General features: G+C 52.1%; 18 protein-coding genes, 1 pseudogene and 1 riboswitch. Of the genes and pseudogenes, 5 read left to right on the forward strand and 14 right to left on the reverse strand.

From position 1 onward, the window contains the following. Positions 1 to 120: 120 nt before the first annotated feature. The 6 genes from HGD79_RS07780 to moaA form a co-directional block, all read right to left on the reverse strand. Positions 121 to 825, reverse strand: a complete 705-nt coding sequence (locus tag HGD79_RS07780; protein WP_000373624.1) for a Bax inhibitor-1/YccA family protein — start codon at positions 823 to 825, stop codon at positions 121 to 123. Positions 826 to 961: 136 nt separating this feature from the next. Further along, the gene (gene moaE, locus HGD79_RS07785) at positions 962 to 1,414 is read right to left on the reverse strand and encodes a molybdopterin synthase catalytic subunit MoaE (RefSeq protein WP_000852287.1); all 453 of its coding nucleotides are present in this window, start codon (positions 1,412 to 1,414) and stop codon (positions 962 to 964) included. A gap of 1 nt (position 1,415) precedes the next feature. Further along, a complete protein-coding gene (moaD, locus tag HGD79_RS07790) occupies positions 1,416 to 1,661 on the reverse strand; it encodes a molybdopterin synthase sulfur carrier subunit (RefSeq protein WP_000598619.1) in 246 nt (81 codons plus the stop codon). After that, positions 1,654 to 2,139: a cyclic pyranopterin monophosphate synthase MoaC gene (gene moaC / locus HGD79_RS07795; protein WP_000080885.1), complete on the reverse strand. Its 486-nt coding sequence runs from the start codon at positions 2,137 to 2,139 to the stop codon at positions 1,654 to 1,656. The genes moaD and moaC overlap by 8 nt, the downstream gene beginning before the upstream one ends. Positions 2,140 to 2,141: 2 nt before the next feature. After that, on the reverse strand, positions 2,142 to 2,654 hold the full coding sequence (gene moaB / locus HGD79_RS07800; RefSeq protein ID WP_000084639.1) for a molybdenum cofactor biosynthesis protein B: 513 nt from the start codon (positions 2,652 to 2,654) through the stop codon (positions 2,142 to 2,144). 21 nt (positions 2,655 to 2,675) lie between these two features. Further along, the gene (gene moaA, locus HGD79_RS07805; protein WP_001295301.1) at positions 2,676 to 3,665 is read right to left on the reverse strand and encodes a GTP 3',8-cyclase MoaA; all 990 of its coding nucleotides are present in this window, start codon (positions 3,663 to 3,665) and stop codon (positions 2,676 to 2,678) included. After that, a riboswitch (molybdenum cofactor riboswitch) is annotated at positions 3,653 to 3,797 on the reverse strand. It overlaps the preceding gene by 13 nt. A 264-nt stretch (positions 3,798 to 4,061) precedes the next feature. Between moaA and yvcK the strand changes: the two genes are divergently transcribed. Next, the gene (yvcK, locus tag HGD79_RS07810; protein ID WP_001295302.1) at positions 4,062 to 4,970 is read left to right on the forward strand and encodes a uridine diphosphate-N-acetylglucosamine-binding protein YvcK; all 909 of its coding nucleotides are present in this window, start codon (positions 4,062 to 4,064) and stop codon (positions 4,968 to 4,970) included. Positions 4,971 to 5,027: 57 nt separating this feature from the next. Next, positions 5,028 to 5,125: pseudogene (locus HGD79_RS26840) on the forward strand (hypothetical protein); the annotation flags it as partial. Between the two features lie 36 nt (positions 5,126 to 5,161). Here the strand turns inward: HGD79_RS26840 and uvrB are convergent. From uvrB to bioB, 5 genes are all read right to left on the reverse strand, one after another. Then, positions 5,162 to 7,183: an excinuclease ABC subunit UvrB gene (gene uvrB, locus HGD79_RS07815; RefSeq protein ID WP_000042533.1), complete on the reverse strand. Its 2,022-nt coding sequence runs from the start codon at positions 7,181 to 7,183 to the stop codon at positions 5,162 to 5,164. 578 nt (positions 7,184 to 7,761) lie between these two features. Then, positions 7,762 to 8,439 carry a dethiobiotin synthase gene (gene bioD / locus HGD79_RS07820; RefSeq protein ID WP_000044868.1) on the reverse strand — a complete coding sequence of 226 codons (678 nt, stop codon included), beginning with the start codon at positions 8,437 to 8,439 and terminating at the stop codon, positions 7,762 to 7,764. Then, positions 8,432 to 9,187, reverse strand: a complete 756-nt coding sequence (gene bioC / locus HGD79_RS07825; protein ID WP_168848351.1) for a malonyl-ACP O-methyltransferase BioC — start codon at positions 9,185 to 9,187, stop codon at positions 8,432 to 8,434. The genes bioD and bioC overlap by 8 nt, the downstream gene beginning before the upstream one ends. Continuing rightward, positions 9,174 to 10,328 carry an 8-amino-7-oxononanoate synthase gene (bioF, locus tag HGD79_RS07830; RefSeq protein ID WP_000118840.1) on the reverse strand — a complete coding sequence of 385 codons (1,155 nt, stop codon included), beginning with the start codon at positions 10,326 to 10,328 and terminating at the stop codon, positions 9,174 to 9,176. Before bioF ends, bioC begins: the two co-directional genes overlap by 14 nt. Next, complete coding sequence (gene bioB, locus HGD79_RS07835; protein ID WP_000951213.1) at positions 10,325 to 11,365, reverse strand: biotin synthase BioB; 1,041 nt, start codon at positions 11,363 to 11,365, stop codon at positions 10,325 to 10,327. The genes bioF and bioB overlap by 4 nt, the downstream gene beginning before the upstream one ends. Before the next feature lie 86 nt (positions 11,366 to 11,451). On the opposite strand from bioB, the gene bioA reads away from it, so the two are divergent. The 3 genes from bioA (at position 11,452) to HGD79_RS07850 (ending at position 14,711) form a co-directional block, all read left to right on the forward strand. Next, positions 11,452 to 12,741 carry an adenosylmethionine--8-amino-7-oxononanoate transaminase gene (gene bioA / locus HGD79_RS07840; protein ID WP_001307065.1) on the forward strand — a complete coding sequence of 430 codons (1,290 nt, stop codon included), beginning with the start codon at positions 11,452 to 11,454 and terminating at the stop codon, positions 12,739 to 12,741. Between the two features lie 58 nt (positions 12,742 to 12,799). After that, positions 12,800 to 13,276 (forward strand): kinase inhibitor, encoded by a 477-nt coding sequence (locus HGD79_RS07845; RefSeq protein WP_000767389.1) that lies wholly within the window; start codon positions 12,800 to 12,802, stop codon positions 13,274 to 13,276. A 151-nt stretch (positions 13,277 to 13,427) separates the two neighbouring features. After that, positions 13,428 to 14,711, forward strand: a complete 1,284-nt coding sequence (locus HGD79_RS07850; protein ID WP_001091569.1) for a putative acyl-CoA thioester hydrolase — start codon at positions 13,428 to 13,430, stop codon at positions 14,709 to 14,711. Positions 14,712 to 14,944: 233 nt separating this feature from the next. On the opposite strand, the gene HGD79_RS07855 is transcribed toward HGD79_RS07850, so the two are convergent. The 3 genes from HGD79_RS07855 to HGD79_RS07865 all read right to left on the reverse strand — a co-directional run bounded on the left by HGD79_RS07855 (position 14,945) and on the right by HGD79_RS07865 (position 19,950). Next, a complete protein-coding gene (locus tag HGD79_RS07855) occupies positions 14,945 to 17,206 on the reverse strand; it encodes a hydratase (protein ID WP_000593936.1) in 2,262 nt (753 codons plus the stop codon). Between the two features lie 182 nt (positions 17,207 to 17,388). Then, on the reverse strand, positions 17,389 to 18,822 hold the full coding sequence (locus HGD79_RS07860) for an anion permease (protein WP_001036475.1): 1,434 nt from the start codon (positions 18,820 to 18,822) through the stop codon (positions 17,389 to 17,391). A 75-nt stretch (positions 18,823 to 18,897) separates the two neighbouring features. After that, on the reverse strand, positions 18,898 to 19,950 hold the full coding sequence (locus HGD79_RS07865; RefSeq protein WP_000723652.1) for a 4-oxalomesaconate tautomerase: 1,053 nt from the start codon (positions 19,948 to 19,950) through the stop codon (positions 18,898 to 18,900). Positions 19,951 to 20,104: the final 154 nt, after the last annotated feature.

Raw genomic sequence — 20,104 nt, forward strand, 5'->3', positions numbered from 1 at the left:
CGTAGTGGACATAGTCTGGCATTTGCCGCGATTCAGTTCTCATGTAAATGAGCGGAATAGTCTTTATAAAATCCGAAAAAAATCCCGGCTCCAGGCCGGGATCAGCAGGAAGAAGAGAATTTAACGGCGGTTGCCGAAGATCCGCAACAACATCAGGAACAGGTTGATGAAGTCCAGATACAAGGTTAACGCGCCAAGAATGGAATATTTGCGCAGGTTCGACGTGTCGCGGGTATCAATCTGCTCACCCATATTTTTCAGTTTCTGCGTGTCATACGCCGTCAATCCGACAAAGACAATCACGCCGATGTAGGTAACTGCCCACATCAATGCTTCGCTTTTCAACCAGAAGTTGACCAGCGATGCCAGCACAATGCCGATTAACGCCATAAACAGCATATTGCCAAAGCCACTTAAATCGCGCTTCGTGGTGTAACCGTACAGGCTCATTGCGCCGAACATCCCGGCAGTAACGACGAAAGTACTGGCGATAGAAGCAGCGGTATAGACAATGAATATACTGGAAAGCGTAAGACCCGTCAGCGCCGAATAAAGCATAAAGAGCATCGTCGTTACACCTGCGCTCAGCTTTTGAATCATCGCTGATAACACAATAACCAATGCTAATTGCGCGATGATCAGACCGATTAAAAAGACACGGTTAGTGAACAACAGCTCCATCACGGCCGCGGAATTAGCCGCATACCAGGCAACAAATGCGGTCAGCAACAAGCCAACGGTCATCCAGCCATAGACTTGCGCCATATAAGTTTGCAAGCCAGCCCGGGGTTGTACGATTGAATCAGAACGTGGGAATCTGTCCATGACGATCTCCTGAAGATATAAGGAATATCTTAAGGATACTGCAAAATGATGAGGCTGTGCATCGACGCAGCGTAAACGTATGTACTGAGCGGTGAAATTGCCGGACGCAGCGGTGCCTTATCCGGCTAACAAAAAACTACCAGCGTTTTGCCGCCTGCTGATCGCTCTCCCGGGCTTCAACCCAGCGGTCGCCTTCCGGCGTGGCTTCGCGCTTCCAGAACGGTGCGCGGGTTTTGAGATAATCCATAATAAACTGCCCGGCTTCAAACGCACTGCTGCGATGCGCACTGGTGACACCGACAAAAACGATTTCATCGCCCGGCCATAATTCCCCGATGCGGTGAATCACAGTGACGCGCCCCAGCGGCCAGCGGTTACGCGCTTCATCAACAATTTCTGCCAGTGCTTTTTCAGTCATCCCCGGATAGTGTTCGAGGGTTAATGCTTTGACGCTGTCGCCCAGGTTATGGTTGCGCACCTTACCAGTAAAGGTGACTACCGCACCGTCTTCGTCACGCTCCGCCAGCCACGGGTACTCTTCTCCTACGCTGAACGGCTGCGGACCAACAACAATTTTGGTTTCTGCCATCTTAACCTCCGGTTACCGGCGGGAAGAAAGCTACTTCGTCGCCGTCAGTCAGCGGATGGTCAAAACTCACCAGCGTCTGGTTGACGGCAGCCAGTAATTTGCCATCTTCCAGCGCCAGCGCCCAGCGATCGCTCTGCGCAGCCATGTGCTGGCGTAACGCTTCAACAGTTGGGAAATCCGCAGCCACTTCGGTTGCATCTGTTCCCACCAACTCGCGCACCTGGGCGAAAAAAAGAACTTTAATCATCCGCTTCCACCTTAAAGTCACCCGACTTGCCGCCGCTCTTCGCCAGCAAACGTACCGGACCAATCACCATATCTTTTTGCACCGCTTTGCACATGTCATAAATGGTCAGCGCCGCCACGGAGGCCGCGGTTAATGCTTCCATTTCGACACCGGTTTTCCCGGTCAGGCGGCATAAGGTTTCTATACGCACCCGATTGTGCTCCGGCTCGGCCTGTAAATTGACTTCAACTTTGCTGAGCATCAGCGGATGACAGAGCGGGATCAGATCCCAGGTGCGTTTTGCCGCCTGAATACCGGCAATACGCGCAGTGGCAAATACGTCGCCTTTGTGGTGGCGACCATCAATAATCATCGCCAGCGTCTCGCTGCGCATGGTGACAAAGGCTTCCGCCCGCGCTTCACGCACGGTTTCCGCTTTGGCGGAGACATCCACCATGTGCGCTTCGCCAGCGGCGTTGATATGGGTCAGTTGCGACATACTTATTTCTTCAAATGTGGATGGAAATTACACGGACGCGTACGGGCATCCAGCTGCGGCGCGATGATATTTTCCCATGCGGTACGGCACGCTTTGGTCGAACCCGGCATGGCGAAAATCAGCGTTTTGTTGGCGACGCCCGCTACCGCACGAGATTGCAACGTGGAAGTGCCAATCTCTTCAAAAGACAACATCCGGAACACTTCACCAAAACCTTCAACTTCACGGTCGAACAACGGCAGCAATGCTTCGGGAGCCTGATCACCTTCCGTCAGGCCAGTACCACCCGTAATCAATACCACTTGTACATCGTCGCTGGCGATCCACGCAGATACCTGAGCGCGAATAGCGTAGCGGTTTTCTTTCACAATGGCTTTATCGACAACGTGATGGCCCGCTTCTTGCGCCGAATCGCGCAGATAGTGACCGGAGGTATCGTCTTCTTCACCGCGACGATTAGAAACCGTAAGAATAGCAATACGGGTCGGGATAAATTCAGTGCTTACCTGACTCATCTGATCTCTCCTTTTGACGTTTTAGCCGCCAATGTACGATAAGTTTTGCGTAATACCGGTGTTGTTTTGATGCAGGAAATGGGTCTGTTTCTTCTCCCGCAGCGCCGCTGAAATACGCGCTTCCAGCGCCTGTTGCTGGGTATCGTCTTCCAGCAGATCGCGCAGGTTAACGCCGCCTTCACCAAACAGGCAGAGATGGAGTTTACCAATGGAGGAAACGCGCAGGCGGTTGCAAGTGGCGCAGAAGTCTTTTTCATACGGCATGATAAGGCCAATCTCTCCGGCGTAATCTGGATGGCAAAAGACTTGCGCGGGACCGTCGCTGCGTTGACGTAATTGGTGGATCCAGCCGCGACGCAGTAGCTCGTCACGCAGAACCTGACCAGAGATGTGATGCTTACGGAAGAGCTCGCTGCCCTCGCCCGTTTCCATCAGTTCGATGAAACGCAGCTGGATAGGGCGATGCTGGATCCAGTTCAGAAAGGTGTCGAGCTGGTGATGATTAACATCACGCATCAGCACGGTATTGACTTTGACCTTCTCAAAACCGGCCTCAAATGCAGCATCAATCCCCGCCATGACCTGGTTGAATTTATCCTGCCCGGTAATAGCGTGAAACTGGCGGGCGTCCAGACTGTCGACACTGACGTTAATGCCAGTAAGTCCCGCATCGCGCCAGTTCGCCACATCGCGTTCCAGACGGTAACCATTGGTGGTGACCGCAATCTGGCGGATAGCGTCGTTTTCCCGCACAGCGGCGATGATATCGGTAAAGTCGCGGCGTAAAGACGGCTCACCGCCTGTCAGGCGCACTTTTTCGGTGCCCAGACTGGCGAAGGCGCGCGTAACCCGGCGAATTTCATCGACGGTAAGAAAGCCTTTATTGGTGACGCCGCTCGGTTTGTAGCCATCCGGCAGGCAGTAGGTGCAACGAAAGTTACACACATCGGTAATCGACAGGCGCAAGTAGTAAAACTTACGCGCAAATGCATCAGTCAGTTGTGAAGCCATGTACACCTTTCCAGATACGGGAGGCGAAGTCATTTCTTCCTTCGCCCTGGTGGCAATCTTTACGAGCATTGTCACGGCCAAAGCACCGTATCAGTTGACCCAGGTGCAGAGGCTAGAGTGTTTAGTGGTTATGCCGATACTAGCGTGTAAATGAGATTTTTACCATCCATACTTTCGCTATGTAATCATGTATATAGCGTCATGATCGTGCTATTTCGCTACAGAATAAGGGAAAATGGCGGTTTTACTTTGATATACATCATCAGGGAGGCATAGCGTGCATCGTCCTTTAGAGGTAGAAGAAAATAGTTTGTATCCTCAATATTGGCAGGTTAATTGCTGTTTCCCCGCAATTTGCGCTACTGTAGCGCGGATAATCTGACTCCAGGAAACTATATGCGCAATCGTACGCTGGCTGATCTTGATCGTGTCGTTGCTCTCGGCGGAGGGCATGGACTGGGACGCGTTCTCTCATCACTTTCGTCTTTGGGTTCTCGTTTAACGGGTATCGTCACCACCACCGATAATGGTGGCTCGACGGGGCGTATTCGCCGTTCAGAAGGCGGCATTGCCTGGGGCGATATGCGCAACTGCCTCAACCAGCTGATAACGGAACCGAGCGTCGCCTCCGCGATGTTTGAATACCGTTTTGGTGGCAATGGCGAACTTTCCGGTCATAATCTCGGAAACTTGATGTTAAAGGCGCTGGATCACCTTAGCGTGCGGCCTCTGGAAGCCATCAATTTAATTCGTAATCTGCTGAAAGTGGATACGCATTTGATTCCAATGTCAGAGCATCCTGTTGATCTGATGGCGATTGACGATCAGGGGCATGAAGTTTACGGCGAGGTCAATATCGACCAGTTAACTACGCCGATTCAAGAGTTATTGTTAACGCCTAATGTACCCGCAACGCGTGAGGCGGTTCACGCTATCAATGAAGCGGATCTCATCATTATTGGGCCTGGCAGTTTTTATACCAGCCTGATGCCAATTCTGCTGCTGAAGGAAATCGCCCAGGCATTACGCCGCACGCCAGCGCCGATGGTTTATATCGGCAATCTGGGGCGTGAGTTGAGTTTACCTGCGGCTAATTTGAAGCTGGAAAGCAAGCTGGCAATTATGGAGCAGTATGTTGGTAAAAAGGTCATTGATGCGGTCATCGTCGGGCCAAAAGTGGATGTCTCGGCGGTGAAAGAGCGGATTGTGATCCAGGAGGTACTGGAGGCCAGCGATATTCCGTATCGTCATGACCGCCAGTTGTTACATAACGCGCTGGAAAAGGCGTTACAGGCTTTAGGTTAACGGAAATCCGAAGGAAAATTCCGGCTTCCTATTGAAGACAAAGTGCGCGTTGTTTATGCCGGATGCGGCGTGAACGCCTTATCCGGCCTACAAACCGCGCAAATTCAATATATTGCGGAGAAAATGTAGGCCTGATAAGCGTAGCGCATCAGGCTGTTTTCCGTTTGTCATCAGTCTTCTTCGCTATCCTGTTACGATGCCGCGATAAACAGCTCACGCAGCTGATGCAACTGGTCACGAATTTGCGCCGCTTCTTCGAACTCCAGATTCTGCGCGTGTTGCATCATCAACCCTTCCAGCTCATGGATTTTCTGCTGCAACGCTTTAGGCGACATATCCATCGGCACATTATCCGGCTCAACAATCGGTCGCGATTTTCCTCTGCCCTTCGCTTTGGTTTTAGCAATGTTCTGCCCCAACGCCAGGATATCGACCACTTTCTTGTTCAAGCCTTGCGGCGTAATGCCGTGTTCCTCGTTGTACTTCTGCTGTTTCTCGCGGCGACGTTCGGTTTCGCCAATCGCTTTCGCCATTGATGGGGTGATCTTATCGCCGTAGAGAATCGCTTTACCGTTAACGTTACGTGCCGCACGACCAATGGTCTGGATCAACGAACGTTCGGAACGCAGGAAGCCTTCTTTGTCAGCGTCGAGGATCGCCACCAGCGAAACTTCCGGCATATCCAGACCTTCACGCAGTAAGTTGATCCCTACCAATACGTCGAACTCACCCAGACGCAAGTCGCGGATAATCTCCATACGCTCGACGGTGTCGATATCTGAGTGAAGATAACGCACGCGCTCACCGTGTTCTTCGAGATATTCGGTAAGATCTTCCGCCATTCGCTTGGTCAGTGTGGTGACCAGTACGCGTTCGTTAATTGCCGCTCGCTGACGAATCTCCGAAAGAAGATCATCAACCTGTGTCGCCACCGGCCGCACTTCGATAATCGGGTCAAGCAATCCGGTTGGACGCACCACCTGATCCACCACATCGCCGCCGGATTTTTCCAGCTCGTAATTACCCGGCGTCGCCGAAACATAGATGGTTTGCGGCGCTAATGCTTCGAACTCTTCAAACTTAAGCGGACGGTTATCCAGCGCTGATGGCAGGCGGAAGCCGTACTCCACCAGTGTCTCTTTACGCGCCCGGTCACCGCGATACATGCCGCCAATTTGTGGAATGGTGACGTGAGATTCATCGACCACCAGCAGCCCATCAGCAGGGAGGTAATCAAACAGCGTCGGCGGTGGCTCACCCGGTCCACGACCGGAGAGGAAGCGCGAGTAGTTTTCAATCCCCGAACAGTAGCCCAGCTCGTTCATCATCTCCAGATCAAACTGGGTACGCTGGGTCAGCCGCTGCTCTTCCAGCAGTTTGTTGTTTTCCAACAGCACTTTGCGTCTGGCGGCCAGCTCTTCTTTGATCTCCTCCATCGCCTGTACGATGCGCTCGCGCGGTGTGACGTAGTGCGTTTTCGGGTAGATGGTAAAACGTGGAATAGTGGAAACAATCTGCCCGGTCAGCGGGTCAAATAACGACAATCGTTCCACTTCCTCGTCAAACAGTTCCACGCGAAGTGCAATGTCATCCGATTCTGCCGGGAAGATATCTATCACCTCGCCACGAACGCGGAAAGTACCACGCTGGAATGCTTGATCATTACGAGCGTATTGCAGCTCCGCCAGTCGGCGCAGAATCGCGCGCTGATCGATAATCATACCGACCGTGAGATGGAGCATCATCTTGAGATATAAATCAGGATCGCCCAGACCATAAATCGCGGAAACAGACGCCACCACAACCACATCACGCCGCTCCAGCATCGCTTTGGTGGCGGACAAACGCATCTGCTCAATATGTTCGTTAACCGAGGCATCTTTCTCAATGAAAGTGTCGGAACTCGGTACATAGGCTTCCGGCTGATAGTAGTCGTAGTAGGAAACGAAATATTCCACCGCGTTTTCCGGGAAGAACTCTTTCATTTCGCCATACAGCTGGGCCGCCAGCGTTTTGTTGGGCGCAAGTACCATGGTTGGGCGCTGAAGGTCAGCAATGACATTGGCAATGGTGAATGTTTTCCCGGAGCCAGTCACGCCAAGTAACGTCTGGTGCGCCAGGCCATCTTCCAGCCCCTCTTCGAGACGTCGAATCGCCTCTGGCTGATCGCCAGAAGGTTTAAAAGCGGAATTCAGTTTGAACGGTTTACTCATGAGTCGCTACCTGAAGGAGTTGGGCGGGCAGGTATGTAATTTTACTCGTCGTACTTAATTATGCCAACAAATTATACTGGATAAAAAAACAGTTCATCACCATAATATTTCTGTTACAGCGTAAACTCCGCTGTCAATCATGAGCAAAATTTACTCTGTGGCGAGATAAAACTCCGGCCTTACCGGGTTATCCCCAAAACAACGGCTTTTTTAACATTTGTCAAGATGAGTGATGACAGTTTTATGGCAAGAGATGCCTGTTCAGTGACTGCCATTGCATTTATCTAACCAGTTAAAAAATAAAAGATATTTCTTTGAGCCGTCTTTAACGCCAATTCGCGTGCAAGCCGCGTATTCTCTCGCTTGCCTCGTGTTTTCTAACTCTAATACACATGGTTATCCACAGGAATAGTGGATAACTGTCTCCAGCCCCTATCCCCCGCTGCCTGGGCAATTCCCACATTCGCCGCATGAGGCGGAAGTAAAATTTTTTTCGTGATTATTTTAGAATTTAATTGGTTAAATTGCAGTCAATCGAAGACGCGATCTCGCTCGCAATTTAACCAAATACAGGATAGCTACAACAAGGCAAGGTTTATGTACTTTCCGGTTGCCGCATTTTCTGGATTTTCTGCAAGCCAGGGGATCTCTCCCAGCAGCGGCGCGGGAATCATGCGGGTGAGCGTGGTCATATATTCAGCGTGACGTTTTCCCGGAGGCGTAACATCGTTCGCCACCCAACCCGCCAGAGTCAGTCCGGCGTGTTGTATTGCCTGCGCAGTCAACATCGCGTGATTAATACAGCCGAGTTTCACACCAACTACCAGTATCACCGGCAGTTGTTCCTGTGTTACCCAATCTGCAAAAGTGAAAGTGTCAGAAAGCGGCGTAAACCAGCCGCCAGCACCTTCCACTAACACCCAGTCAGCCTGTTGTTCAAGCGCGCGTAATCCGGCGCTCATTACCAATGATTCTATCGGCCTGCCCTCTTGCGCGCTGATGATGTGCGGCGAGGTGGGTTCTGCGAAGGTGTAAGGATTTACCGTTGCGTAATCCAGCTGCAGGCTGCTGTTGTGCTGTAACGCCAGCGCGTCACTATTACGTAAGCCTTCCGGGGTCTTTTCGCTGCCAGAGGCGACCGGTTTATAACCTGCCGTCCGATAACCTACTGCCTTCGCGGCTTGTAAAAGTGCACAACTGGCGACGGTTTTCCCCACTTCGGTATCCGTTCCGGTGACAAAATAACGTTTACTCACGAGCAATCACTCCCAAAAAAAGATGATACGTCAGAGGATATCGCCCCTGTTGTTGCGGCCAGGCCAGTTGCAATCGCTGCAATTGCGAACGCGTTAATATTCGCGGGTCGCGCCCTTCATGAAGATGCGTAGCACCGATGCCTTTCAGCGAACGCATGGCACTGAGCGCATCATCAAACCATAGTGTGATGGGCTGAATATGATGTTGATAATGCACGCCGTTCAGCGACTGTTCGATTTCATCTGGCGGTAAAAAGCGATTAGCATGCGGACGCTCGTCCACCGCCTGCCACGCCTGATGCAGTTCGGGTAACGATCCCTGCACCAGCGTGGTAAACGCCACCACGCCTCCGGGGCGCACCACCCGATACAGCTCGCGGAGTGCCGTGGATAAATTACCGCACCACTGCACTGCGAGATTGCTCCATGCAAGATCGAACGTCGTAGTCGCTAACGGCAGGGATTCGATATCTCCCGCCAGATAATGGTCTGCGGCATCCTTCTGGCGTGCCTGAACAAGCATTGGCGGCGAGAGATCTAAGGCCGTCACCTGCGCGTGACGTTCCCGCCAGTGGCGGCTCATCCAGCCAGGTCCACAACCCGCGTCCAGTACGTGGGTGTATTTACGCTGTGGGAGCATTGCCAGTAAGACGTCAGCACTCTGGCGCTGTAGATCTGCGTGTTGCTCATAGAGTGCGGCTGCCCGACCAAATGCCGCTGCAATGGCTTGTTTATTAACCGTTGCCATGCAGCACCTCCAGCAGACGGTCGATATCCTGCATTTCATGCGCTGCGGTTAGCGTTAAGCGCAGTCGCGCAGTACCAGCGGGTACGGTTGGCGGGCGAATCGCCGTGACCCAGCAGCCTTGCTGGCGCAGTTTTTCTGCCAGTTGTAACGCACGGCTGTTATCACCGACGATCAATGGCTGGATGGCGCTGCATGAATCAGCCAGCGTAAACGGCAAATCCTGTACTCCGGCACGAAAACGCGCAATGAGTGACACCAGTTTTTCGCGCCGTGCATCCCCCTCATCACGGCGAATGACCGCCAGTGACGCACGTAATGCCTGCGCCTGAGCGGGCGGCATACTGGTGCTGTAGATAAGGTGGCGGGCGAATTGCAGCAGATAATCCGCCACCGTACTGGAGCAAAGCACCGCAGCCCCACTGACGCCAAATCCTTTGCCAAAAGTCACCACCAGCAATTCTGGTTTTACCTTTTGCAGCCAGCAGCTGCCGCGCCCCTGCTCCCCGATAACGCCCGTGCCGTGGGCATCATCGACCATCAACCAGCCATTGTGCTGTTGCGTTACCTGCTGGATTTCCGCCAGTGGCGCAATATCGCCGTCCATGCTGAACACGCCTTCTGTCACCACCAGTTGCTGCCCCGGACAGGGGGAAGCAAGCAGTCGCGCCAGATGAGTGACATCGTTATGAACAAAACGGCGAAGCTGCGACGGGCTTAAACTGGCAGCCTCCAGCAATGAGGCATGGCTAAGCCGGTCAGCGACAATGCGGTCCTCTTTTGCCATCATCGCGGCAATGACCGCCTGATTAGCGGCAAAACCAGAGATAAATAGCAGTGCCCGCGAATAGCCCAGCCACTCGGCCAGTTCTTCTTCCAGCGCCTGATGCGCAACGCTATAACCGCTGACGTGACCGGAACCGCCGCTACCGACGCCAAATTGCTCCGCACCCTGCTGCCAGGCACGGATAATTTGCGGATGATGGCTTAAACCTAAATAATCGTTACTGGAAAAGTTCAGATACTGGCGATCATCCGCCACCAGCCAGCGTCCGGCTCCTTGCGCCACTGGATAACGGCGACGCAGGGCATCGGCAGCACGCCGCGCATCGAGCGCCGCGTTGATTTTCTCCTGCCAGCTCATAATGCTGCCGCGTTGTAATATTCGTCGGTGTCCGGGGTCATCAGCGCCTGTTCAAGACGTTGCTGTTGTTCGTTATCCCCTGCCAGCACGGCAGTTTGCTGCGGATTTAGCCCCAGTTTGCGGAACAGTTGCAGGTCTTTATCTTCTTCCGGATTCGGCGTGGTCAGCAGTTTGCAACCGTAGAAAATCGAGTTTGCGCCTGCCATAAAGCACATCGCCTGAGTCTGTTCGTTCATCTGCTCGCGTCCGGCAGAAAGGCGCACGTAAGAGGTTGGCATCATGATCCGCGCGACCGCAATGGTGCGAATAAAATCAAAGGCATCGACATCATCGTTATCGGCAAGCGGCGTGCCTTTCACCTTCACCAGCATGTTGATTGGCACGCTTTCCGGCGGCGTCGGCAGGTTTGCCAGTTGCAGCAATAATCCGGCGCGATCTTTTACCGTTTCGCCTAAGCCCACAATGCCGCCAGAACAGACTTTGATCCCGGCATCGCGCACTTTTTCCAACGTATCGAGGCGTTCCTGATAAGTGCGGGTGGTGATGATATTGCCGTAAAACTCCGGCGAGGTGTCGAGGTTGTGGTTGTAGTAATCCAGCCCGGCGTTCGCGAGGCGCTGCGCCTGAGATTCACTCAACGTGCCCAGCGTCATACACGCCTCCAGCCCCATCGCTTTTACCCCCTGCACCATTTGTTCCAGGTACGGCATATCGCGTTCGTGGGGATTCTTCCACGCCGCGCCCATACAGAAACGCGTCGATCCCGCAGCTTTCGCTTTGCGCGCCGACTCCAGCACCTGTTCAACTTCCATCAACCGCTCGGCTTCCAGCCCGGTTTTGTAGCGCGAGCTTTGCGGGCAGTATTTGCAATCTTCCGGACAAGCTCCGGTCTTAATCGACAGCAAAGTGCTGACCTGCACCTGACGAGGATCGAAATGCTGTCGATGCACCTGCTGCGCTTCAAACAGCAGATCCAGCAACGGTTTTTCAAATAATTCTGTGACTTGCGACAATGTCCAGCGTGGGCGGTGAGCCATGGGGCTTCTCCAAAACGTGTTTTTTGTTGTTAATTCGGTGTAGACTTGTAAACCTAAATCTTTTCAATTTGGTTTACAAGTCGATTATGACAACGGACGATCTTGCCTTTGACCAACGCCATATCTGGCACCCATACACATCCATGACCTCCCCTCTGCCGGTTTATCCGGTCGCGAGCGCCGAAGGTTGCGAGCTAATTTTGTCTGACGGCAGACGCCTGGTTGACGGTATGTCGTCCTGGTGGGCGGCGATCCACGGCTATAATCACCCGCAGCTTAATGCGGCGATGAAGTCGCAAATTGATGCTATGTCGCATGTGATGTTTGGCGGTATCACCCATGCGCCCGCCATCGAGCTATGCCGCAAACTGGTGGCAATGACGCCGCAACCGCTGGAATGCGTTTTTCTCGCGGACTCCGGCTCCGTAGCGGTGGAAGTGGCGATGAAAATGGCGTTGCAGTACTGGCAGGCCAAAGGCGAAGCGCGCCAGCGTTTTCTGACCTTCCGCAATGGTTATCATGGCGATACCTTTGGCGCGATGTCGGTGTGCGATCCGGACAACTCAATGCACAGCCTGTGGAAAGGCTATCTGCCAGAAAACTTGTTTGCTCCCGCCCCGCAAAGCCGCATGGATGGTGAATGGGATGAACGTGATATGGTTGGCTTTGCCCGCCTGATGGCGGCGCATCGTCATGAAATCGCGGCGGTGATCATTGAACCGATTGTCCAGGGCGCAGGCGGGATGCGCATGTACCATCCGGAATGGTTAAAACGAATCCGCAAAATGTGCGATCGCGAAGGTATCTTGCTGATTGCCGACGAGATCGCCACCGGATTTGGTCGTACCGGCAAACTGTTTGCCTGTGAACATGCAGAAATCGCGCCCGACATTTTGTGCCTCGGTAAAGCCTTAACCGGCGGCACAATGACCCTTTCCGCCACGCTCACCACGCGCGAGGTTGCGGAAACCATCAGTAACGGCGAAGCCGGTTGCTTTATGCATGGGCCAACTTTTATGGGCAATCCGCTGGCCTGCGCGGCAGCAAACGCCAGCCTGGCGATTCTCGAATCTGGCGACTGGCAGCAACAGGTGGCGGCTATTGAAGTACAGCTGCGCGAGCAACTTGCCCCCGCCCGTGATGCCGAAATGGTTGCCGATGTGCGCGTGCTGGGGGCAATCGGCGTAGTCGAAACCACTCATCCGGTGAATATGGCGGCGCTGCAAAAATTCTTTGTCGAACAGGGTGTCTGGATCCGGCCTTTTGGCAAACTGATTTACCTGATGCCGCCCTATATTATTCTCCCGCAACAGTTGCAGCGTCTGACCGCAGCGGTTAACCGCGCGGTACAGGATGAAACATTTTTTTGCCAATAACGAGAAGTCCGCGTGAGGGTTTCTGGCTACACTTTCTGCAAACAAGAAAGGAGGGTTCATGAAACTCATCAGTAACGATCTGCGCGATGGCGATAAATTGCCGCATCGTCATGTCTTTAACGGCATGGGTTACGATGGCGATAATATTTCACCGCATCTGGCGTGGGATGATGTTCCTGCGGGAACGAAAAGTTTTGTTGTCACCTGCTACGACCCGGATGCGCCAACCGGCTCCGGCTGGTGGCACTGGGTAGTTGTTAACTTACCCGCTGATACCCGCGTATTACCGCAAGGGTTTGGCTCTGGTCTGGTAGCAATGCCAGACGGCGTTTTGCAGACGCGTACCGACTTTGGTAAAACCGGGTACGATGGCGCAGCACCGCCGAAAGGCGAAACTCATCGCTACATTTTTACCGTTCACGCGCTGGATATAGAACGTATTGATGTCGATGAAGGTGCCAGCGGCGCGATGGTCGGGTTTAACGTTCATTTCCACTCTCTGGCAAGCGCCTCGATTACTGCGATGTTTAGTTAATCACTCTGCCAGATGGCGCAATGCCATCTGGTATCACTTAAAGGTATTAAAAACAACTTTTTGTCTTTTTACCTTCCCGTTTCGCTCAAGTTAGTATAAAAAAGCAGGCTTCAACGGATTCATTTTTCTATTTCATAGCCCGGAGCAACCTGTGAACACATTTTCAGTTTCCCGTCTGGCGCTGGCATTGGCTTTTGGCGTGACGCTGACCGCCTGTAGCTCAACCCCGCCCGATCAACGTCCTTCTGATCAAACCGCGCCTGGTACCTCTTCTCGCCCGATTCTGTCGGCAAAAGAAGCGCAGAATTTCGATGCTCAACACTATTTTGCATCCCTGACACCAGGTGCTGCAGCGTGGAATCCTTCCCCGATTACCCTGCCTGCGCAACCTGACTTTGTTGTCGGCCCGGCGGGCACTCAAGGTGTAACGCATACCACGATTCAGGCGGCGGTAGATGCGGCAATTATCAAGCGTACCAACAAGCGCCAGTATATTGCCGTGATGCCTGGTGAGTATCAGGGAACGGTATATGTCCCTGCCGCTCCGGGTGGAATTACTCTGTACGGTACAGGTGAAAAACCGATTGATGTGAAGATTGGGCTTTCCCTTGATGGTGGCATGAGCCCTGCCGACTGGCGTCACGACGTCAACCCGCGCGGCAAATATATGCCAGGTAAACCAGCGTGGTATATGTACGATAGCTGCCAGAGCAAACGCAGCGACAGTATCGGTGTTCTCTGCTCTGCGGTCTTCTGGTCACAAAACAATGGCCTGCAACTGCAAAATCTGACCATCGAAAACACGCTGGGCGATAGCGTAGATGCAGGTAACCATCCGGCGGTGGCACTGCGTACTGATGGTGACCAGGTACAGATTAACAACGTTAACATTCTCGGTCGTCAGAACACCTTCTTTGTCACCAACAGCGGTGTGCAGAACCGTCTGGAAACCAACCGTCAGCCGCGTACGCTGGTGACCAACAGCTACATTGAAGGGGATGTGGATATCGTTTCTGGTCGCGGCGCAGTGGTGTTCGATAACACCGAATTCCGCGTGGTGAACTCACGTACTCAGCAAGAAGCGTATGTGTTTGCACCGGCTACGCTGTCCAACATTTACTACGGTTTCCTCGCCGTAAACAGCCGTTTCAATGCTTTCGGTGATGGTGTGGCGCAACTGGGCCGCTCGCTGGATGTTGATGCCAATACCAACGGTCAGGTGGTGATCCGTGATAGCGCCATCAACGAAGGTTTTAACACGGCTAAACCGTGGGCCGATGCGGTGATCTCTAATCGTCCGTTTGCGGGTAATACCGGCAGCGTAGATGATAACGACGAAATACAGCGCAATCTGAATGACACTAACTACAACCGCATGTGGGAATACAATAACCGCGGCGTGGGTAGTAAAGTGGTTGCAGAGGCGAAGAAGTAAGAGCAATTAACTATTTGCCGGATGCGGCGTAAACGCCTTATCCGGCCTACGGTTCGATGCGATTTGTAGGTCGGATAAGATGCGCAAGCATCGCATCCGACAATAAGTGCCGGATGCTGCGAAAATGCCTTATCTGGCCTACAGATTCGATGCGATTCGTAGGTCGGATAAGATGCGCAAGCATCGCATCCGACAATAAGTGCCGAATGCGACCTACATTCACATGGCGCTTTTTACATCTGACGGTTTTTATTGAAGTTAATCAAACTACCCGCCTTGATAATCTCGCGCTCTTCAGCAGTCAGACTTTCCATATAGAGCGTAATTTCCGTTACCGGCGCATCTTCATGGATCACATAACCTTTAAACGTCGTACCCGGATTATCCAGCGCCGCTTTAATGCCAGGGATGTAAATGTAATCCCCCACTTCAAAGGTTGGCACTTCCGCCATCTGCAGCGGTAACATCCCCCAGTTGATGACGTTAGAACGGTAGCGTTTAGTCGCGTACTCTTCGGCAATATTCGCCAGACCGCCAATCACACGCTGGCAGCTCGCCGCCTGTTCACGCGCAGAACCATCGCCTGGTTTCACCGCATATACCATGCTGCCAATTTCAGTTTGCAGCGGATCAATATGCTCCTGACCAGCAATCTGCTTAATGCGCGCAAACACCTCTGTCAGCTCGCTGACATTCCCCGCCAGACGCTGATTTTCCAGCTCAGCAGTCGCTTTACTTCTGCCAACATAACCGGGATCGCGGCGTGACAGGGTAAACTCCGCCAGACCAATCGGATTTGAACGATAAGAAGAGGTTTCACCGGAAGGAATCAGTTCGTCGGTGGTGGTCACTTCGTCGAGGATCTTCGAGCACACTTTCAGGACGATATTGTCAGTCAGCGCACCCAATTCCGGCCAGTCTTTAATGTTCGGTCCGTAAATCAGCGGTTGCTGAGTTGCCCCTTTCACAAAGCCCTGATAAACACGGTTTTTATACGGCGTTACATCGAAGGCGTACTCCGGCACGTTGTCCCAGCAATCAAGTTCGCTGGCAGAGGTTAAATAGCCACCGTTTGCCGCAGTCGCAGCGATAGAACGAGCGTCCATCAACGCCACCGCTGACATCTGCCCATTAGCTGGCTTAGAGCCTTCGCGGTTCGGGAAGTTACGCGTGGTGTGGCGAATACTCAAACCGTTGTTGATTGGCGTATCGCCCGCGCCAAAGCATGGGCCGCAGAACGCGGTTCTGATGATTGCCCCTGCGCCAATCAAATCTGCTACCACACCTTTTTTGGCGAGATCCATAAACACCGGCTGTGATGACGGGTAAACTGCCAGCGAGAAGGTGTCATTGCCACAGGATTGACCGCGCAGTGCATTCGCCGCCGCGATGACGTTTTCGTAGTTACCGCCAGAACAGCCCGCGATAATCCCCTGCTGCACTTTCAGGCGACCATTTTCCACTTTATCCAGCAGCGAGAGTTTGGCTTTACCGTGCGCCACGCGTTCGGACTCAATTTCAATCTCACGCAGAATGTCGGTCAGGTTCTGGTTCAGTGTGTCGATTTCATACACGTTGCTCGGGTGGAACGGCAGCGCAATCATTGGTTTGATGGCGCTTAAATCAACGCTGATGCAGCCATCGTAGTACGCCATCGGTTGAGGGTTAAGCTGGCAGTAATCCTGGCCGCGACCGTGCAGCGCCAGCCAGTTATGCACTTCTTCATCAGTTTGCCAGACGGAGCTTAAACAGGTGGTTTCCGTGGTCATCACGTCAACGCTGTTACGGAAATCGGTAGAGAGCGCGCTAACGCCCGGTCCAACGAACTCCATGACTTTGTTTTTGACGTAACCGTTTTTGAACACCGCGCCAATGATAGCCAGCGCCACATCCTGTGGCCCCACATACGGCGCAGGTTTTCCGGTCAGATGCACCGCAACCACGCCCGGATAGTCGATATCCCAGGTGTCATTAAGCAGCTGTTTTACCAACTCACCGCCACCCTCACCGACTGCCATTGTCCCTAATGCACCGTAACGGGTGTGGCTGTCTGACCCGAGGATCATTTTGCCGCCGCCTGCCATCATCTCACGCATATATTGATGGATGACCGCAATGTGCGGAGGCACAAAAATACCGCCATAACGCTGGGCCGCCGATAAACCAAAAACATGGTCATCACCGTTAATGGTGCCGCCGACGGCGCAGAGTGAGTTATGGCAGTTGGTCAGCACATACGGCAGCGGGAAACGTTCCATTCCGGACGCTTTAGCGGTCTGTACAATACCAACAAAGGTAATATCGTGAGAGGCTAATGAATCAAACTTAATTTTAAGTTTATCCATATTTCCGGACGTATTATGAGAAGAGAGAATAGACCAGGCAATAGTGCCTTTTTTGGCTTCTTCTTTTTTAATTTCGCCGGTGAAATGTTCTTCGGCAATTATTTCGTTATTACTGGCGAGAAACACGCCTTTTTCAGATAACTTGATCATCAAATGCTCCAGATATCTGCGCACCGTGAAGTGCGCAGAAAGATAATAAATGGATATACTCTAAATAATTCGAGTTGCAGGAAGGCGACAAGTGAGTGAATCCCCAGGAGCTTACATAAGTAAGTGACTGGGGTGAGCGAACGCAAACGCAGCACATGCAACTTGAAGTATGACGAGTATATTTACAGCATGTTCCAGCCGATCAGCATATTCCACCACCACACGCCGAGGGTGATATGCACCAGGAAGGTTAATATCGTCAGTACCGCACCGACCAACCACCAGGATTTAATATCGTTGTAACCCACGCCAAAGATGACCGGACCTGCCGCGCCGCCATAGTGAGTAACCATGCCGCCATAGGAGTTGGAGAACAACAGTGCCAGCGCGGTTAACATTAACGGTGCGCCGGAGACGTTCGCCAGCATGGCAAATACCGGTAACATAGCAACGATATAGGCACTACCGGAAGCGAAGAAATAACGCACGATAATGCTGAGGAAAATAATAACGAAGAAAGCAACGTTACCGTGACCATCAAATGCCAGGTTATTTTTAAAGACTTCAGCTAACCATTCGAAGAATTTAACTTTCGATAATAAGGAGCTTAATCCGATAATACCGCCGTACCAGATTAAGGTATTCCAGCCGCCTTTATTTTTAACCACGTCTTCCCAGGTAACGATACCCAGCAGCAGCATGGTCGCCATAACAACGATTGCCACGGTGGATTCATCAACCCCCAGAGACTTACTGAAAATCCAGCCCAGCAGCGCCAGCACAAAGACACCGAGCAGCATTTTTTCGCGGATTTTCATCGGTCCCAGTTCGGCAAGGCCCGCTTTAGCGATGGTTTTATTATCCACCTTCTTAATTTCTGGCGGATACATGGTATAAATCACCAGTGGGGTGACCAGCAGCATAATGATGCCCGGCAATCCGGCGGCCAGTGCCCATCCACCCCAGCTAATTTGCAGGTGCAGAATGTCGTTGATCATTTTCAGCGCCAGAATGTTCCCCGCCATTGCGGTAAAGAACATATAGCTGGTGGTTTTGGTGACCATGTAAATGGACATCATCAGGTAATGTCCGACACGACGCGGACTTTTTTCCGGTTCGGACCCCAAAGCCACCGCCACGCTGTTGATGATCGGTAACACAATGCCGCCCGCACGCGCGGTGTTAGACGGTGTTGCCGGAGCCAGTACCAGATCGAGGAATACCGTAACGTAACCCAGACCCAGCGTGGTGTTACCGATTTTACCAATCAGCAGATAGGCAATACGTTTACCTAAACCGGTGGTCACAAATGCGGCGCTTAAGGTAAACGCCGAGAACACCAGCCAGGTAGTACCTGAAGAGTAACCGCTTAATACGGCGGTGGTCTTAAACGCACCGTCGGATAAGTTACCGACCACCACCATGGAGGCAGCAACGGCAATTAACAGTACGACAGGTTCCGGGAAAGGCTTGATAACCAGCCCCACAATGGCCGCCAGGTAAATACCAAAAAGCACCCACGCCAGTTCGCTTAATCCTGCCGGAGCTGGCATAAAACCAATAATACATGGGATCGCTAATATCAGAATTAGCTTCCATAACGATTTCTTATTCATTTAAAATCCTGTTCTTTCTGTATGACTCATACAGAAGTCCTTTATTGATTGTCCTTATCCTGACAACGAATTTTTTCAGGGAAGATAAACTTCACCGGAAAATATTTTTCTGGTCGTCCGAATAACAGATGCGCGTAACGTCGTGGCATCCTGACCTTCATTACTTAAATGAACGTCGAGCGCACCACTGGGGTGTTCAATATTGATATTGCCGTATCCTACAGAAGGGACGATTTGTCGGGTGACGGTGCCTTCCAATGCACAACTACTGGAAATAGCAATAGCACCGGTTATCGCCAACGCGCGATGGCAAGAATGCGGCATAAAATAACGCACATTAATTGCCCCGCCTTTCTGCGCTGGAGAAATAAGCACAGGTTTAGGGATAACCATATTACTGACATCACCTAAGCCCATTGCTTTACCCGCTTGTAGACGGATAGATTCAATGCGGGCTAATAATGCTTTGTCGGCATCCAGTTCCGCCGGTAATTCATAACCTGTTTTTCCCAGATATTCAGCCGGAATAATGACGACTGGCATCGCCATATCGATACAGGTCACCGGGACATCGTCAAAATAATCAATCTGATTATCAGTCGGGAAAACTTTTCCGGTTTTGGTTCCAGCGGCATTCAGGAAAGTGAGCGCAACCGGTGCGGCAGTACCCGGTACGCCGTCAATTCTGGCACTACCCTCGTACTCGACAACACCATTTGGCGTTTGCACATCAGCTTCGATGAACGTACCCGTATTGACGTTGCGGATACGCACACGGGTGACCGGTGATGTCGCTGCAATCAAACCATTTTCAATGGCGAATGCCCCAACGCCAGAAAGCATATTGCCGCAGTTAGGCGTGGTATCGACACGTTGCTCATGGACGATAACTTGAGCAAACAGATAATCAACATCAGCACGCGGATCGCTGGAACGGCTAATAATGGCGACTTTACTGGTCAGTGGATTACCGCCGCCAATACCGTCAATTTCCAGATCGTTACCGGAACCCATAATTGCCATCAATATTTTATCGCGCTGCGTTTGATCTTCGGGTAAATGTTCCGCTAACAGGAACGCGCCCCTCGAGGTTCCACCTCGCATCATCACGCAGGGTATTTTTTTCATAATAATGCCCTCAATTTAAAAACATAACTTATTGCGATATGGTTACATTAAGGACAAAGCATCTCTAATGACTTTAGCTCAACGATTAATAACATTTTTTCATTAATTTAAGTTGGCTAAATGCAGTTAAAATTTTTAACGACCAGCCACCCAA

The sequence above is a fragment of the Escherichia sp. SCLE84 genome (genome assembly GCF_012584495.1).
In the GTDB taxonomy this organism is placed as follows: domain Bacteria; phylum Pseudomonadota; class Gammaproteobacteria; order Enterobacterales; family Enterobacteriaceae; genus ECMA0423.